The following is a 15930-nucleotide window of genomic DNA, read 5'->3' on the forward strand; positions in this document are numbered from 1 at the left end:
CTCACCCCGTACTTGCGCGGATCCGGCCCAGGCGTTCGCGGGGGGGTGTCGCTCGGCGGCGCGTGACCGCCGGAAGGTCTCGCCGTACGACCGGCAGGGCCTTCCGGCCACGGCCTACTCCATGGCCAGCGCCTGCCGGAAACCGTTGTTGACGGCGGTGAGGCCGCCGTCCACGCGGAGGGTGGTGCCGGTGATCCAGGCGGCGTCCGGGGAGGCGAGGAAGGCGACGGCGGCGGCGATGTCCTCGGGTTCGCCGACGCGGCCGAGGGGGTAGAGGGAGCGGACGCGGTCGAGGGCGTCGCCTCGGCCGGACCAGGCGTCGGTGCGGACGGTGCCGGGGGCGACGAGGTTGACGCGGACGCCGCGCGGTCCCGCGTGGCCGGCGAGGGTGCGGGTGAGGCTTTCGAGGCCGGCCTTGGCGGCGCTGTAGGCGTGGTTGCCGAAGTCCTGGAGGCCGTTGACGGAGCCGATGGAGACGATGGCGCCCCGGCCGGACGCGGCGAGGTGCGGCAGGGCGGCGCGGGCGCAGCGGTAGGCGCCGGTGAGGGTGATGTCGAGGTCGCGGGCCCAGCTCGCGTCGGGTTCGTCCTCGAAGAGCGGGGCGTCCTCGGTGCAGGCGCAGGCGTTGTTGACGAGGACGTCGAGGCGGCCGAAGAGGGAGACGGCGTGGGCGACGGCCGTCTCGACGGCCTCGCGGTCGGCCACGTCGCAGTCCAGGGCCGCGGCCTGGCCGCCGTCCTCCCGGATCTCCGCGGCCGTGTCCTCGGCCCGTTCCCCGTCCAGGTCGGTGACGAGGACGCGGGCGCCCTCGTCGGCGAGCCGGCGGGCGGTGGCGGCGCCGATGCCCCGGCCCGCTCCGGTGATGAGGACGCCGTATCCGTCGAGTCGGGGCCGTACGGGAGAAGTCATAGCGCCGACCGTACTGCCCGCACCAGGGCCTGGGCACGGGGGTCGGCGGTGACTCCCTTCTGCAGACCGTTCGTCACGTAGCCGAAGGCGATGCCGGATTCGGGGTCGGCGAAGCCGAGGGAGCCGCCCCGGCCGGGGTGGCCGAAGGAGCCGGGGGCCAGCAGGGGGGCGGCCGGTCCGTGGAGCATGTAGCCCAGCCCGTAACGGGTGTTGACGACGAGGACACGGTCCGGACCCGCGGATTCCTCGGTGCGGGCGAGGGTGAGGGTGGCGGGGGCGAACAGCCGGTGGCCGTCGACGGGGCCGATCATCGCGGCGTAGCAGCGGGCCAGGCCGCGGGCGGTGGCGATGCCGTTGGAGGCGGGGAGTTCGGCGGCCCGGTAGCCGGGGTCGTTCTCGTCGGGGAGCGGGTCGATGGCGCCGAACGCCCGCCGGGTCAGCGACTCCGGGTCGCGGTAGGCGTCGGACACCGCGCGCTTGGGGCGCATCCGCAGCCCGCCTCCGGCGTCGCCCTGGGGCGCCTCCACGGGGCCGATCCGGCCGATGCGGTGGGCCTCGTCCGCCGGGATGCCGAACCAGAAGTCCAGGCCGAGCGGGCGGGCGATCTCCTCGGCGACCCAGCGGCCGACGGTGCGCCCGGTGACGCGGCGCACCAGTTCGCCGATGAGCCAGCTGTAGGTCTGGGCGTGGTAGCCGTGGTCGGTGCCGGGCTCCCACTGGGGGCGCTGGGCGGCGACCGCGCGGGGCCCGCTGCTGCCGTCGGCCGCCTCCGCCGGGGTGAGCGGGCGGTCGAGGGCGGGGACTCCGGCCCGGTGGGCGAGGAGGTGGCGGACGAGGACGCGTTCCTTGCCGTTCGCCTTGAACTCGGGCCAGTAGGTGGAGACCGGGGCGTGCAGGTCGATCTGGCCGCGCTGGTGCAGCAGCAGCGGGACGGCGGCGGCGATGCCCTTGCCGGCCGAGCGGACGATCTGCACGGTGTCGACGGCCCAGGGTTCGGTGCCGTCGACGTCGCGGGTCCCGGCCCACAGGTCGACGACCTTGTACCCGTGCCGGTAGACGGTGACCGCCGCCCCGCGGTCGCCGCGTTCCTCGAAGTTGCGGACGAAGGCGTCCCGGACCGCTTCGAATCCGGGCGCCACCGTGCCCCGTACGTCCACGCCTGCTCCCGCGCTGCCGCCGCTCATGCCCCCATGGTGCACGGCGTCGCAGGTCGCGGGTGGGGCGGGTCACCCCTCGGGCACCCGGTTGCGGACCGTGGGCCCGTCCGCGGCCCGCCCGCAGGCGGTTCTCACGCCGAAGGCACCGTCACCGAGCGCGGATCGAAGCCGAAGGGCAGCTCCAGCCGGTGGGCGCGCATCAGGTCCTCGTCGCAGAGGAGGTCCTGGGTGCGGTCGTCGGCGGCGATGACTCCGTCGCTGAGGATGACGGAGCGGGCGCAGAGTTCGAGGGCGTACGGCAGGTCGTGGGTGACCATGAGCACCGTGACGTCCAGGCCGCGCAGGATGTCGGCGAGTTCGCGGCGGGAGGCCGGGTCCAGGTTGGAGGAGGGCTCGTCCAGGACCAGGATCTCGGGGCGCATGGCGAGGACCGTGGCGACGGCGACGCGGCGGCGCTGACCGAAGGAGAGGTGGTGCGGGGGCCGGCCGGCGTACTCCTCCATGCCGACCTGCTTCAGCGCCTCCATGACGCGTTCCTCCAGCTCCGCGCCGCGCAGCCCGCCGGAGGCCGGTCCGAAGGCGACGTCCTCCCGGACGGTCGGCATGAAGAGCTGGTCGTCGGGGTCCTGGAAGACGATCCCGACGCGGCGGCGGATCTCGGCCATGTTCCGCTTGTCCACCGGCATTCCGGCGACGCGGACCGTTCCGGCGCCCGCCTCCAGGATGCCGTTGAGGTGGAGGACGAGGGTGGTCTTGCCGGCCCCGTTCGGGCCGAGCAGGGCGACGCGCTCGCCGCGCGCGACGGTCAGGTCGACGCCGAAGAGCGCCTGGTGGCCGTCGGGGTAGGCGTACGCGAGGCCGCTGACCTCCAGGGAGGGCGGTACGGGGGCGGGGTCGGGGCTCATACGGTCCATCCCACCAGACAGACCGCGAGGGCGAGCACCGGGAGGGCCGAGGCGTACGCCCACTGGGCGCGCGAGGCGGTCACCTCGTCGATGACGGGCATGGTGCCGGTGTAGCCCCGGCTGACCATGGCGAGGTGGACGCGTTCGCCGCGTTCGTAGGAGCGGATGAACAGGGCGCCCGCCGACTTGGCGAGGACGCCCCACTGCCGGACGCCGCGCGCCTCGAAGCCGCGCGAGCGGCGGGCGATGGACATCCGGCGCATCTCGTCGGTGATGACGTCGCCGTAGCGGATCATGAAGGAGGCGATCTGGACGAGCAGCGGGGGCAGTTTCAGGCGCTGGAGGCCGAGCAGCAGGGCGCGCAGTTCGGTGGTGGAGGCCAGGAGCACGGAGGCGGCGACGCCGAGGGTGCCCTTGGCCAGCACGTTCCAGGCGCCCCAGAGGCCGGGGACGCTGACGGAGAGGCCGAGCACCTGGGTCTGCTCGCCGGGCACGACGAACGGCATGAGCAGCGCGAAGGCGACGAACGGCACCTCGATCAGCAGCCGCTTGAGGAGGAAGCCGGCGGGGACGCGGGCCGCGGCGGCGGCGCCCGCGATCAGCAGGGCGTAGAGCCCGAAGGCCCAGACCGCCTCGCGCGGGGTGGAGACGACGACCACGACGAAGCAGAACACCGCGGCGATCTTGCAGTGCGGCGGCAGGTCGTGGACCGGTGAGTGCCCGTGCCGGTAGAGCTTGTGGGCGTGGCCCGCGCCCATGTCAGACCTTCTCTTCGGTACGGGTGTCGGCCTCGCCCTGCGCACGGCGTCGGCGGGAGACCACGTAGAAGGCGCCGCTGCCCGCGACGAGGGTGGCGCCGACGCCGATGATCCCGGCGAGGCCGCCGGAGAGGCGGGTGTTGGAGACGTCCTTGACGCCGTAGTCGGCGAGCGGGGAGTCCTTGGTGGCGTGGTCCTTGACCTTCTCGTCGATGCCCTGGTCGCCGGCGACCTTCTCCAGTCCGTCGGGGTTGGCGGAGGCGTAGAAGGAGACGAATCCGGCCAGGACGAGGGCGGTGACCAGTCCGGTGATCCAGAGCCCGCGGGTCGGGCGGTGGGCGGCGGGGGCGGGCTCGCGGGCGGGCGCGGGCGCGTCGACGAGTTCGCCGTCGATCCGGAGCTTGAGGGGGGCGGTGAGGCCGCGGGCGCCGTGGACCAGGTCGGGGCGGACGGCGATGACGGCGCCGACGGTCAGCGCGGTGATCAGGGCCTCGCCGATGCCGATCAGGACGTGGACCCCGACCATCGCGGTGAAGACCTTGCCGATCGGGATGTCGGTGGTGCCGCCGATCCAGTAGATCAGCGTGAACGCGGCGGCGGCGGCCGGGACGGAGACCAGGGCGGCGACGAAGGAGGCGACGGTCGCGGAGCGGCGGGTGCGCGGCAGCACGCCGAGCAGCCCGCGGAAGAGGGCGTACGCGACGACGGTGGTGACGACGCCCATGTCGAGGATGTTCACGCCGAGCGCGGTGAGCCCGCCGTCGGCGAAGAGGATGCCCTGCATCAACAGGACGACGGATATGCAGAGGACCCCGGTGTAGGGCCCGACGAGTATCGCGGCCAGTGCCCCGCCCAGCAGATGTCCGCTGGTGCCGGCGGCGACCGGGAAGTTCAGCATCTGCACGGCGAAGATGAACGCGGCGACGAGCCCCGCGAGCGGCGCGGTGCGCTCGTCCAGTTCCCGGCGCGCGCCCTTCAGGCTGACGGCCACCGCCCCGGCGGCCACCACCCCGGTGACGGCGGAGACGGGCGCGTTGATGAATCCGTCGGGTACATGCATGGGGGGAGGCTCCGCTTCTGCGTGACCGCATAGCTGCGCGGGGTCATGAACCTCTCAATGATAGGCCCTTGTTGCAAAGAGGTCGCAAGAGCGGGGTTGTCACAACTGCCCGGCACCCCTCATCGTGCTCTTTTACGAAAATATGGGACATTGGAGGTCGAAGACACAGAAAATACAGGTGCACACAGGAGGAGCCGGCCCATGTCCCCCGTGATCAAAGAACATGCCCGAGCCCGGCTCGTCACCGATGCCCGCGATCTGCCCGTGGTCCATGTCGAGCTGCGCCACGACGCCGCGGCCGACCCCGGCACGATCCTGATCGCCTTCCCCGAAGGTTCCGTCTGGCCGGTCGGACGCGAGCTGCTGGAGCAGGGGCTGCGCTCCCCCGCCGAGCGCGACGGTCTTCGCGTCTGGCCGTGCGGCCGCGTCCAGCTCGTCGTCGAACGCGATACGCCGGAGGGCGTGGACGTCGTCCAGTTCGACACCGCGCCCCTGATCCGCTTCCTGCGGCGGGCCCGCACGGCGGCGGCCGAGGCGGAACGGACGGCGGAGCAGGAGGCCGCGCCGGCCTGAGCCCCGCCGCACACCACCCTCCGGCCCCCGGAGGGCGACGAACATGGTGAGAGCCCCCGTGCCCAGATGCACGGGGGCTCTCGTCGCCCCGGTCCCCCGTCCCCACAGGTAACCGGTGCTTTCCGGGACCGCGTTCCGCTCAGACGCGGTCCCGGAGTTCGGTGGCCCCCGTCACGATGTCCGGGAGCCGGTCGGACAGGAGCCGGTCGGGCCGGTCCGGCAGGACCGGACCCGGTCAGACCCGGGTCAGCTCGCGCTCGTCCCCGGCGTCGGGGCCCGGACCGTCCGCGGCCGGCTCGGTGGCCAGCTCCTTGCGGAGACCCTCGCCCTCGACGTCCACGTTGGGCAGCGCCCGGTCCAGCCAGCGCGGCAGCCACCAGGCACGCTTGCCGAGCAGCGCCAGGACGGCGGGCACGATCGCCATGCGGACGACGAACGCGTCGAAGAAGACGGCGATGGCGAGCGAGAAGCCGATCATCTTGATCATCTGCTCGCTGGAGCCGATGAAGCCGGCGAAGACCGCCATCATGATCACGGCCGCGGCCGTGACGACCCTGGCCCCGTGCTTGAAGCCGGTGACGATGGCCTGGCCGGGCTTCTCGCCGTGGACGTACGCCTCGCGCATCCGGGTCACGAGGAAGACCTCGTAGTCCATCGCGAGGCCGAAGACCACGCCCACCATGAAGATCGGCATCATCGACATGATCGGACCGGTCTGCTCGACCCCGAAGAGCGAGCCGAGCCAGCCCCACTGGAAGACCGCGACGACCGCGCCCAGGGCCGCGACGACCGAGAGCAGGAAGCCGAGCGCCGCCTTCAGAGGCACGAGCACCGACCGGAAGACCACCATCAGCAGCAGGAAGGCGAGGCCGACCACGAGCGCCAGGTACGGCAGCAGCGCGTCGTTCATCTTCTGCGAGAAGTCGATGTTCATCGCGGTGGAGCCGGTGACCAGCACCTCGGCGCCGGTGCTGGACTTGATGTCCTTGCCCGCGTCGCGGATCGAGTGGACCACGTTCTCCGTCTCGACGGAGCTGGGGCGGTCCTTCGGGACGACGGTGATCATCGCCGCGTCGCCGGCCTTGTTGAAGGTGGCCGGGGTGACGGCGACGACGCCCTTCATGCCGGAGATCTCGTCCCCGACCCGCTGGGCCGCGGCCTTGCCGTCGGAGCTGTTCTCGGTGTCGACGACGACGAGCAGCGGCCCGTTGAAGCCGGGGCCGAAGCCCTCGGAGAGCAGGTCGTAGGCGCGGCGCTGGGTGGTGCTGGTGGGCTGGGAGCCGTCGTCGGGCAGGCCCATCTCCAGCGAGGCGGCCGGGACGGCGATCGCGCCGAGGCCGAGGACGCCGACGAGCAGCACCCAGACCGGCTTGCGCAGCACGAACCGCGCCCAGCGGGTGCCCATGTTCGGCTTGGCCTCGGGGGCGTTCTCCGCCTCGGCGGCCTTGCGCGCCTTGCGGCCCATGACCCGCTTGCCCGCGAAGCCCAGCATGGCCGGGACGAGGGTGAGCGCGATCAGGACGGCGATGGCGACGGTGCCGGCGGCGGCGAAGCCCATCTTGGAGAGCATCGGGATGTTGACGACGGCCAGGCCGACCAGGGCGATGACGACGGTGAGCCCGGCGAAGACGACTGCGGAACCGGCCGTGCCGACCGCGCGTCCGGCCGCTTCCTCGCGCTCCCGGCCCTCGGCCAGTTCGGCACGGTAGCGGGAGACGATGAAGAGCGCGTAGTCGATGCCGACCGCGAGGCCGATCATCATCGCGAGGGTGGAGGTCGTGTTGCCCAGGTCCAGCACGTTGGCCAGCGCGGTGATCGTGGAGACGCCGATGCCGACGCCGATCAGGGCGGTGAGCAGCGGGAGTCCGGCGGCGATCAGCGAGCCGAAGGTGACGACCAGGACGACGGCGGCGATGGCGACGCCGATGATCTCGGTGGCGCCGGTCTCCGGCATCACCTGGAGCGCGTCACCGCCGATCTCCACGGTCATGCCGCTCTTCTGCGCGTGGGTGCCCGCGTCCTCCAGGGCGTCCCGGGTCGCGTCGGTCAGCTCCATGGAGTTGACCTTGTAGGTCACCGAGATGTACGCGGTCGAGCCGTCCTTGGAGACGGCCTTTCCGGCGTACGGGTCGACGACCGAGGCGATCTGGTCCGAGCCCGACTTCAGCTCGGAGGTGATCTTGTTGACCTCGGTCTTGTTGGCCGGGTCCGTCATCTTCTCGCCCTCGGGGGCCTTGAAGACGATGCGCGCGGTCGCGCCGTCGGCGCTGGCGGCGGGGAAGCGCTGTTCCAGCAGGTCGAAGGCCTTCTGGGCCTCCGTACCGGGAATGGAGAAGGAGCTGGAGGTGGCGGTGGACGCGGAGGCCGCGCCGAATCCGGCGAGGGCCAGCAGTGCCACCCAGATCAGGGCGACATAGCGGCGGCGCCGGAAGGCGAGCCGTCCGAGTTTGTAGAGGAATGTGGCCACGGAGGCGTACTCCCGGTCAGGTCGTTGAGAGGAAATGGGCGTGTGGAACCAGCCCGACGACGAGAGCGGCGTGTCAGGTGGGGCTTGGGGAGGGGGCCGTACGTGAGAGGACGCGGGGACCGGTGTGGTCAGGCTCCGAGAGCGGGGAGGATCACGGAGTCGACGTAGTCGAGAAGGAAGGCCTGGTCGACGGGGCGGTCCTCCACCAGCTGTCTGGTGGCGAAGGCGCCGATCAGCATGTGCGGTACGTATCCGAGCGCCGGATTGTCCGGGCTCACCTCTCCCCGGTCCACGGCGCGGCGCAGCAGCATGTCGAGACCGGTCATCTCCGGTTCGACCAGCAGTTCGCGAAGCGCCTGGAGGAGGTCGGGATTGTCGTGGACGGCATGGCTCAGACCCCGCATCAGCGCGGCGTCCTTCTCCATCTGACAGTCGTCACTGCGGCTGAGGACGGCATGGAAGTCACCGCGCAGCGAGCCGGTGTCGACATCGCCGAGGGAGACGGGCTTGTTGTGCCGCAGGGCCGTGACGACGAGCGCCGGCTTGCTCCCCCACTGGCGGTAGAGGGTGGCCTTGCTGGAATGCGTACGCGCGGCGACGGCGTCCATGGTGAGGGCGTCGTAGCCCACCTCGCGGAGCAGGTCGAGCACGGCGGCGTACAGCTCGCTCTCACGCTCGGGCGTGAGCCGTGTGCGTGCCATGTGTCGACCTCCTGTTCTCCTCGGGGCCGTTCCGTCCGGTGTATCGAGCGATCATCGAACGAAACTGTTTCGTACACCTGCACGCTACTCCCTCTCCCCAGCGAAACGGAACAGTTTCGCTTGTGGGCCGCACCACAGCTGTCAGCGGGCCGTAAAGACGGGCCACGCGGACCGGCCGGGCGGACGGGCGGACGGGCTGGGGGCGGACCGTCCGAACGTTCTCCTGTCCCCTGAGTTGCCGCGCCCCCCGCGCACCGAAAGCATGGGTGGGGTGAGTGACGACGTCTCGTATCTCCGGTTCCCGCACCTTCACGAGGATCTGCTCTGCTTCGCCGCGGAGGACGATCTGTGGGTCGCCCCCCTCGTCCCCGAGGGCGAGGTGCCCGGACGCGCCTGGCGCGTGACCGTCGACCGCACCCGGATCGGCCACCCCCGGTTCTCCCCCGACGGAACCCGCATCGCGTACACGACCTGGCGCAGCCTCGACCCGGAGATCCATGTGGCGCCGGTGGCGGGCGGCCCGTCCCGCCGGCTCACCTACTGGGGGTCGACGGACGCCCGGGTCTGCGGCTGGACCCCCGACGGGGACGCGGCGCAGATCCTCGCCGTCTCCTCGCACCGGCAGCCGTTCTCGTACTTCTCCTGGGCCTACGGCGTCCCCACCGACGGCAGCCCCGGCGGCCGGCTGCCCTGGGGCCCGGTCTCCGACATCGCGGTCGGCGACATCGACGGCGAGCGCCGCACCCTGCTGCTCACCGGCACACCGCCGCACGAACCGGCCGCCTGGAAGCGCTACCGGGGCGGCGCCACGGGCCGGCTCTGGCTGCACGGCGAACGGCTGCTGCCGGACCTCGACGGGCATCTGGACTCCCCCATGTTCGTCGGGGACCGGATCGCCTTCCTCTCCGACCACGAGGGCGTCGGCAACCTCTACTCGTGCCGGCCCGACGGGAGCGGCCTGCGCCGCCACACGGACCACGACGCGTTCTACGCCCGGCACGCCTCCAGCGACGGCCGGCGGGTCGTCTACCAGTGCGCGGGCGAGCTGTGGCTGGTCGACGACCTGGAGACCCCGGGCGCCGTGCCCCGGAAGCTGTCGGTCCGGCTCGGCGGCCCGCGCGCCGGGCGGCGCGTCTACCAGGTCCCGGCCGCGAGCAACGTCGACGGGCTCTCCGTGGACGAGACGGGCCGCGCCAGCGCGGTCTCGGTGCGCGGCAGCCTGTACTGGCTCACCCACCGCGACGGCCCGGCCCGCACCATCGCGGACACCCCGGGGGTCCGGGTGCGGCTGCCGGAGATGCTCGGCAGCGGCGGCCAGGTCGCGTACGTCACCGACGCGGAGGGCGAGGACGCGATCGAGATCGCGTACCTGCCGCGCGTCAGCGGCGACCGCACCCCGCGCCGGCTGGCGTCCGGCCGGCTGGGCCGGGTCCTGGAGCTGATCTCCGACCCGGACGGCGAACGGCTGGCCATCGCCTCGCACGACGGGCGGATCCTGCTCCTGGACACCGACGAGGAGACGTCCACCGGGGAGCCCACCGAGCTGATCCGCTCCATCAACGGCCCGGTCCGCGATCTGGCGTTCTCCCCGGACGGCGACTGGCTGACCTGGTCGCACCCGGGCGTCGGCCGCTCGCTGCGCCAGATCAAACTGGCCCGGATCCAGGGCACCGGCGCCCCGATCATCGTCGACGTCACCAACGGCCGCTTCGAGGACGAGAACCCGGTCTTCACCGGCGACGGCCGCTATCTCGCGTTCCTGTCCTGGCGCGGCTTCGACCCGGTCTACGACGTGCACACCGGCGACCTCTCCTTCCCGCTCGGCTGCCGCCCCTATCTGGTCCCGCTCTCCTCGGCGACCCCGTCCCCGTTCGCCCTCTCCCCCGACGGGCGCCCGGCGGCGGGCGGTCTCGACCCGCTGGACTCCGACGAGGCGGAGGCGGCGGAGGGCTCGACGGTCACGGTGGAGTTCGAGGGGCTGGAGAGCCGGGTCACCCCGTTCCCCGTCTCGGCGTCCAAGTACTCGGCGCTCTGCCCGGTCAGCGGCGGCGGGCTGGTCTGGCTGCGCTGGCCGATCTCCGGCGCGCTGGGCGAGACCTTCGCCAACCCGGCGGACATGTCGGGGCGCCCGACGCTGGAGCACTTCAACATCGCCAAGGCCAAACGGACCGAACTCGTCGACCACCTCGACTGGTTCGAGGTCAGCGGCGACTCCTCGCGGCTCGTCGTCATGGACGACGGCGAACTGCGCGCGGTCCCGGCGAACGAGCCCGGCGACAACGACTCCACCGTCTATCTCGACCTGCGCCGCATCCTGCACGAGGCGGACCCGGCGGCGGAGTGGCGGCAGGCGTACGGGGAGGCGGGGCGGCTGATCCGCTCGTACTTCTGGGAGCCGGACATGTGCGGCATCGACTGGCCGGCGGTGCTGGACCAGTACCGCCCGCTGGTCGAACGGGTCGCGACCCCCGACGAGTTCGCGGATCTGCTGCGCGAGGTCCTGGGCGAGCTGGGCACCTCCCACGCGTACGTCGCGCCCGCCCGCCGCAACGAGGGCCCCCCGCACTACCAGCGCGCGATCGGCCTGCTGGGCGCCGACTTCACCTGCCGGGACGGCGCCTGGACGCTGCGCCGCATCCTGCCCGGCGACTCCTCGGACTCCAAGGCCCGCTCCCCGCTGGCCGGTACGGGCATCCGGGAGGGCGCCGTCCTCACCCATGTCGACGGCCGCCCGGTCGACCCGGTCTCCGGCCCCTACCCGCTGCTCTCCGCTGCGGGCGGCACCACGGTCGAACTCACCTTCACCCCCGCCGAGGGCCAGGGCCGCTCCCGCCGCGTCGCCGTCGTCCCCCTCGTCGACGAACGCCCCCTGCGCTACCAGGACTGGGTGGCCAAACGCCGCGCCGTCGTCCGCGATCTCAGCGGCGGCCGCTGCGGCTACCTCCACATCCCGGACATGGGCGGCTCCGGCTGGGCCCAGTTCAACCGCGATCTGCGCCTGGAGGTCTCCCGCCCCGCCCTCATCGTCGACGTACGCGGCAACGCGGGCGGCCACATCAGCGAACTCGTCGTCGAGAAGCTCACCCGCACCATCCTCGGCTGGGACCTCACCCGCAACGCCCAGCCCGTCAGCTACGCCTCCAACGCCCCCCGGGGCCCCGTCGTCGCCCTCGCCGACGAGGCCACCTCCTCCGACGGCGACATGATCACCGCCGCCTTCCGCCTCCTCAAACTCGGCCCGGTCGTCGGCCAGCGCACCTGGGGCGGCGTCGTCGGCATGACCGGCCGCCACCGCCTCGTCGACGGCACGGTGATCACCGTCCCCATGAACGCGGCCTGGTTCGACACGTACGGCTGGTCCGTCGAGAACCACGGCGTCGAACCCGACCTCGAAGCCCTCCGCACCCCCCTCGACTGGGCCGAGGGCCGCCACGCCGTCCTCGACGACGCCGTCCGCCTCGCCCTCGACCTCCTCGCCGCCCACCCCCCGGCCACCCCGCCGTCGTACGACACGGCCCCGGACCGGAGGAGGCCGCCGTTGCCGCCGAGGTAGGGCTCCGGGACAGTGGTGGTCCGCCGTCCGGGGAACCGGCCCGGAACGCCGGACCGATGACTTTTCCCCCGCCGCGCGGTCTGAACCCGTGTAAAGCCCGCCGCACCTATCCCGAGGACACCATGCGCACACTCATCAGCACCGCTTTCGTCTCCCTCGACGGTGTCATGGAGGCCCCGGGCGGCGAGCCCGGCTACCGGAACTCCGGCTGGACCTTCAAGGACGTCGACTTCCTCCCCGAGGCGTACGAGATCAAGGGCCGGGAACAGGAGGAGGCCGGGGCGCTCATGATGGGGCGGACCAGCTACGAAGCGTTCAGCCCCGTGTGGCCGGGCATGGAGGAGTTCGCCGGCTACAAGGCGATGCCCAAGTACGTCGTGTCCACGACGCTCACCGAGGACGGCCTCGTGGACACGTGGGGCGAGACCCACATCCTCCGGTCCCTGGACGAGGTGGCCGCGCTGAAGGAGACCGACGGCGGCCCGGTCATCGTCCACGGGAGCGCCACCCTCAACCACGCGCTCTCCGACGCCGGTCTGATCGACCGCTACCACCTCCTCGTCTTCCCGCTGCTCCTCGGCGCGGGCAAGCGCCTGTTCAGCGCGGCCGACCAGGACACCCGGCACCTGAAGCTCGTGGAGCACGAGGCGTTCCCCAACGGCATCCAGAAGAACGTCTTCGACGTGGTCCGCTGAGGCCGGCTGCCTCGGGGTCCGCCCACGACGAGAGGAGCACACACCATGCGCAAGATCATCGTCACCACGTTCCTGACCCTCGACGGCGTCATGCAGGCCCCCGGCGGCCCCGACGAGGACCCCGAGAGCGGCTTCCCGCACGGCGGCTGGCAGAAGCCCACGTTCGACGAGGGCGTCGGCGAGGCGATCGCCGGCTGGTACGAGGACGCCGACGCGATGCTCCTCGGCCGCAAGACGTACGACATCTTCGCGTCGTACTGGCCGACCGCCGACCCGGACAACCCGTTCACGGAGCGCATGAACTCCATGCACAAATACGTGGCGTCCCGCACCCTCACGTCCGTCGACTGGCAGAACTCCACCCTCCTGGACGGTGACACCGCCGACGCGGTACGCCGCCTCAAGGAGACCGAGGGCCGCAACATCAACGTCGTCGGCAGCGGCGACCTGGCCCAGACCCTGATGCGCGAGAACCTGGTGGACGAATACCGCCTCACCATCCACCCGGTGATCCTCGGCACCGGCAAGCGCCTCTTCGCGGACGGCGCGATCCCGACGGCCCTGCAACCGGTCACGGTCACGGCGACGAAGGGCGGCACGGTCCTGGGGGTGTACCGGCCTGCGGGACGGCCTGCGTACGACAGCTTCTAGGGCCGTAGGAACGCGCGTTCACGCATCAGGGGCGGCGGGCCGGAGGACTATCCGGCGTAGGGGTTGCCGCCCAGCCAGGTGGTCCCGTCGAGCAGTTCGCGTGCCGCGTCCAAGTGACCGCTGTGGCAGGCGACCTCGGTGAGCACATGGATGAGCACCCGGCGCACGTCGGGCAGCCGCCAGGTCGGCCAGATGTCCACGGGCCACGCGGCGGGCTCCTGTTCCGGGCCGGCGGCGGCGAGCACGACGTCCGCGCGTGCGACGGCTGCCCGGTAGTCGGCGAAGACCTCCTCGGTGCTCATCCCTTCGGGGACGGACCAGTGCGCCTCCGCGCCCGCCGCGAGCTGGCCGGCCACATCCGGTTCGCCCGCGATCACCCCGGGGAACCAGAAACGTTCGACATCCACAGTGAGGTGGCGCAGCAACTCCAGGCAGCTCCAGCCACTGGGCAGCACCGGCCGCCGCAGATCCTCCTCCGAGAGCCCTTCGAGGATCCCGAGAACGTGCGCGCGCTGGCCGTCCAAAGCATCCTTGAGCGCGTCGAGTTCGCCGTTCACCGAACGGCGCCCCGCGCCGAGCTCTTGCTGAGCCGGGACGTCGCCCACCACGGCCTCGCCTGTCGTACGTGTACGTGTCATCCGCGCGCCTCCGTCACCCACAGAACACGACCTGACTCCGGCCTGGACGCTACACCGGGGGTACGACAACACCTGGCCGATCGGCGCCACGTCGTTCGCGAGCCGCCCGCTTCGGCGCGTGCGCGCATCGGACGCGGAACTCGCTGTGCGGGACGCCACGCTCCCACAAGGTCTCGAAGGAGTCGGAGAGGCCCTTGACGAGCCCCCTCTCCGCGCTGAACTCGTCTGCCACCAGAGCACCGTCGCCCCCGAAGTTCTGCTGAGGCTGCGCGTTACGCGGCATCGCACGCCCGCCTGATCTGCGACACCCTGGGTGCCGGGATACGGATGATGGTCTCGGCCACGGTCGGCCGGTGGTCGGCCGCTCCATCATTCCCAGGTTCCGAGACCCGAGACCCGATCCCCAAGACCCGAGCGTCGGGCTCCGGGCTCCGGGCTCCGAGCCCCGAGACTCGAAGACCCGTTCACTCGTTCGTGGGTACCCGATCGGCCGCTCTGCCCGAGTCTCGGAGCCCGGGACCCGAGCTCCGAGATCCGGGCTCCGGGATTCGAGCCGTGTCTGACAACCGGTAGGTAAATAAAAGAAGGTGGGAGAAACCTCCCCACCTCCCACCCCGTAACGGCGAGCAAGTATGACTACTTGTGACCGAGTTGCGGCGCAACGTCACGGCTGCTTACGGTGCCCCCAACGTAACGACCCCGACGCGGTGTTGATGCACCGGCCGGGGTCTCACCCCAAGATCGCAAGCAAGGACCGATCTCGTGGCTATCCAGAACCTTAGCTCCGCCCCGCCGCCGCCCGCCGTCCCGCCCCAGCCGCGTTCGGTTCCGGCCCCACAGGACGTAGGCACCGAACACCCGAAGGCCAGCCCCGGCTACGGCAAGCGGTCCGTGCCGGACGAACGCCCGCCCCACGCCGATGACTTCGCGTTCCTGCCCGAGCGGGAGCGGTACATCGCGGCGTACGTGGACCGGCTCCCCGAAGGCGCGGCGATGGGGATCAAATCGCTCGCCAAGAGCCAGCCGCTGTACGGGCAGATGGCCGTCGGCAGCGCGCTGCGGGCCCTGGGCGTGGCCGGGCATCTGCGGCAGGCGCGGTGCGCGGTCGGGGAGGGCGACAACGTCCGCTGGGTCACCCGTACGTTCTGGTCGCGGACGGCCCGCGACAACGAGTGGTGGAACACCTTCCTGACCGCCGAGGCGAGCCACCGCCTGGCCGGGCCGCCCCCGGCACCGCCCGCAGCCACCCCGGCGGCCCCGCCCCCGCCGTGGGTCCCGGCCGAGACGACGGCCCCGGCGCCGGAGAGCCCGGAAACCGCCATCGCCGCCCCGCTCGTACCCCAGCAGCGCCCGCCCGCCGAGGGCCCGTCCCCCGCCTACCTCGCCCTGGCCCGGCTGGGCCACGCCGACCGACGCGTCAGCCTCTCCGAGGACGACTGCCGGACGTTGGAGGCGCCGGCCGCCGCCTGGTTCGCACGCGGAGCGGACGCCGACGACCTCATCCACGCGGTCACCGCCGGACTCCCGCCCGCCGTCGACTCCCCCCTCGGCTTCGTCCGCAAGCGCCTCGTCACCAAGCTCCCGCCCCACCGCCCGGCCGCCCCGGCCCCCGCACCGCCCGACAGCTCCCCGGGCCCCTTCCTCATGCCCGAGTGCACCGCCTGCCGCGTCCCCGGCCGCCCCGAAGCCTTCTGCGACGGCCTGTGCGCCGCGTGCCGCCGCCCGGCCGCGACACCGGCCACGGACGAGGCCGCCGCTGAGCCCCCCGTCATCGATCGCGACGTCCAGGGCCACGTGGACCGGCTGCGCGAGCAACTGAGGCTGCGCTGACGGCTTCGCGGCCAGGGGCCCGGCCGGAACCCG

The 15930-nt window shown here is 72.2% G+C and carries 13 protein-coding genes; 5 read left to right on the forward strand and 8 right to left on the reverse strand.

All coding sequences use genetic code 11. From position 1 onward, the window contains the following. Positions 1–114: 114 nt before the first annotated feature. The 5 genes from ACFVDM_RS29315 to ACFVDM_RS29335 form a co-directional block, all read right to left on the reverse strand. Positions 115–909 (reverse strand): SDR family NAD(P)-dependent oxidoreductase, encoded by a 795-nt coding sequence (locus ACFVDM_RS29315; protein WP_383646829.1) that lies wholly within the window; start codon positions 907–909, stop codon positions 115–117. Beyond that, the gene (locus ACFVDM_RS29320) at positions 906–2066 is read right to left on the reverse strand and encodes a serine hydrolase domain-containing protein (RefSeq protein ID WP_383647562.1); all 1161 of its coding nucleotides are present in this window, start codon (positions 2064–2066) and stop codon (positions 906–908) included. Before ACFVDM_RS29320 ends, ACFVDM_RS29315 begins: the two co-directional genes overlap by 4 nt. Before the next feature lie 131 nt (positions 2067–2197). After that, on the reverse strand, positions 2198–2971 hold the full coding sequence (locus ACFVDM_RS29325) for an energy-coupling factor ABC transporter ATP-binding protein (protein WP_383646835.1): 774 nt from the start codon (positions 2969–2971) through the stop codon (positions 2198–2200). Next, complete coding sequence (gene cbiQ, locus ACFVDM_RS29330; protein ID WP_383646842.1) at positions 2968–3729, reverse strand: cobalt ECF transporter T component CbiQ; 762 nt, start codon at positions 3727–3729, stop codon at positions 2968–2970. Before cbiQ ends, ACFVDM_RS29325 begins: the two co-directional genes overlap by 4 nt. Before the next feature lies 1 nt (position 3730). After that, on the reverse strand, positions 3731–4789 hold the full coding sequence (locus tag ACFVDM_RS29335) for an energy-coupling factor ABC transporter permease (protein ID WP_383646849.1): 1059 nt from the start codon (positions 4787–4789) through the stop codon (positions 3731–3733). A gap of 201 nt (positions 4790–4990) precedes the next feature. On the opposite strand from ACFVDM_RS29335, the gene ACFVDM_RS29340 reads away from it, so the two are divergent. After that, entirely contained in the window at positions 4991–5362 is a 372-nt protein-coding gene (locus tag ACFVDM_RS29340; RefSeq protein ID WP_383646853.1) for an SsgA family sporulation/cell division regulator, read from the forward strand. A 235-nt stretch (positions 5363–5597) separates the two neighbouring features. Here the strand turns inward: ACFVDM_RS29340 and ACFVDM_RS29345 are convergent, their stop codons facing one another. Both ACFVDM_RS29345 and ACFVDM_RS29350 read right to left on the reverse strand, forming a co-directional pair. Beyond that, positions 5598–7829, reverse strand: a complete 2232-nt coding sequence (locus ACFVDM_RS29345) for an MMPL family transporter (RefSeq protein ID WP_383646858.1) — start codon at positions 7827–7829, stop codon at positions 5598–5600. Between the two features lie 128 nt (positions 7830–7957). Continuing rightward, entirely contained in the window at positions 7958–8530 is a 573-nt protein-coding gene (locus ACFVDM_RS29350) for a TetR/AcrR family transcriptional regulator (RefSeq protein WP_383646864.1), read from the reverse strand. Between the two features lie 271 nt (positions 8531–8801). Between ACFVDM_RS29350 and ACFVDM_RS29355 the strand changes: the two genes are divergently transcribed. From ACFVDM_RS29355 to ACFVDM_RS29365, 3 genes are all read left to right on the forward strand, one after another. Beyond that, on the forward strand, positions 8802–12083 hold the full coding sequence (locus tag ACFVDM_RS29355) for a S41 family peptidase (RefSeq protein WP_383646869.1): 3282 nt from the start codon (positions 8802–8804) through the stop codon (positions 12081–12083). A gap of 122 nt (positions 12084–12205) precedes the next feature. Then, on the forward strand, positions 12206–12778 hold the full coding sequence (locus ACFVDM_RS29360) for a dihydrofolate reductase family protein (protein ID WP_383646876.1): 573 nt from the start codon (positions 12206–12208) through the stop codon (positions 12776–12778). 45 nt (positions 12779–12823) lie between these two features. Continuing rightward, positions 12824–13429, forward strand: coding sequence for a dihydrofolate reductase family protein (locus tag ACFVDM_RS29365; RefSeq protein WP_383646881.1), 606 nt, complete (start codon positions 12824–12826; stop codon positions 13427–13429). A gap of 47 nt (positions 13430–13476) precedes the next feature. Here ACFVDM_RS29365 and ACFVDM_RS29370 read toward each other — a convergent pair whose 3' ends face one another. Continuing rightward, the gene (locus ACFVDM_RS29370) at positions 13477–13986 is read right to left on the reverse strand and encodes a DinB family protein (protein WP_383647567.1); all 510 of its coding nucleotides are present in this window, start codon (positions 13984–13986) and stop codon (positions 13477–13479) included. 843 nt (positions 13987–14829) lie between these two features. On the opposite strand from ACFVDM_RS29370, the gene ACFVDM_RS29375 reads away from it, so the two are divergent. Beyond that, the gene (locus tag ACFVDM_RS29375; protein ID WP_383646887.1) at positions 14830–15897 is read left to right on the forward strand and encodes a MarR family transcriptional regulator; all 1068 of its coding nucleotides are present in this window, start codon (positions 14830–14832) and stop codon (positions 15895–15897) included. The last annotated feature ends 33 nt before the right edge of the window (positions 15898–15930 follow it).

Origin of the sequence: Streptomyces sp. NPDC057682, from assembly GCF_042799575.1 — a bacterium.
Lineage (GTDB): Bacteria > Actinomycetota > Actinomycetes > Streptomycetales > Streptomycetaceae > Streptomyces.

Excerpts from the sequence above, each read along its gene's own strand:
- ACFVDM_RS29315 (WP_383646829.1), bottom strand. The coding sequence starts at position 909 with ATGACTTCTCCCGTACGGCCCCGACTCGACGGATACGGCGTCCTCATC.
- ACFVDM_RS29325 (WP_383646835.1), bottom strand. The coding sequence starts at position 2,971 with ATGAGCCCCGACCCCGCCCCCGTACCGCCCTCCCTGGAGGTCAGCGGC.
- cbiQ (WP_383646842.1), bottom strand. The coding sequence starts at position 3,729 with ATGGGCGCGGGCCACGCCCACAAGCTCTACCGGCACGGGCACTCACCG.
- ACFVDM_RS29335 (WP_383646849.1), bottom strand. The coding sequence starts at position 4,789 with ATGCATGTACCCGACGGATTCATCAACGCGCCCGTCTCCGCCGTCACC.
- ACFVDM_RS29340 (WP_383646853.1), top strand. The coding sequence starts at position 4,991 with ATGTCCCCCGTGATCAAAGAACATGCCCGAGCCCGGCTCGTCACCGAT.
- ACFVDM_RS29350 (WP_383646864.1), bottom strand. The coding sequence starts at position 8,530 with ATGGCACGCACACGGCTCACGCCCGAGCGTGAGAGCGAGCTGTACGCC.
- ACFVDM_RS29360 (WP_383646876.1), top strand. The coding sequence starts at position 12,206 with ATGCGCACACTCATCAGCACCGCTTTCGTCTCCCTCGACGGTGTCATG.
- ACFVDM_RS29365 (WP_383646881.1), top strand. The coding sequence starts at position 12,824 with ATGCGCAAGATCATCGTCACCACGTTCCTGACCCTCGACGGCGTCATG.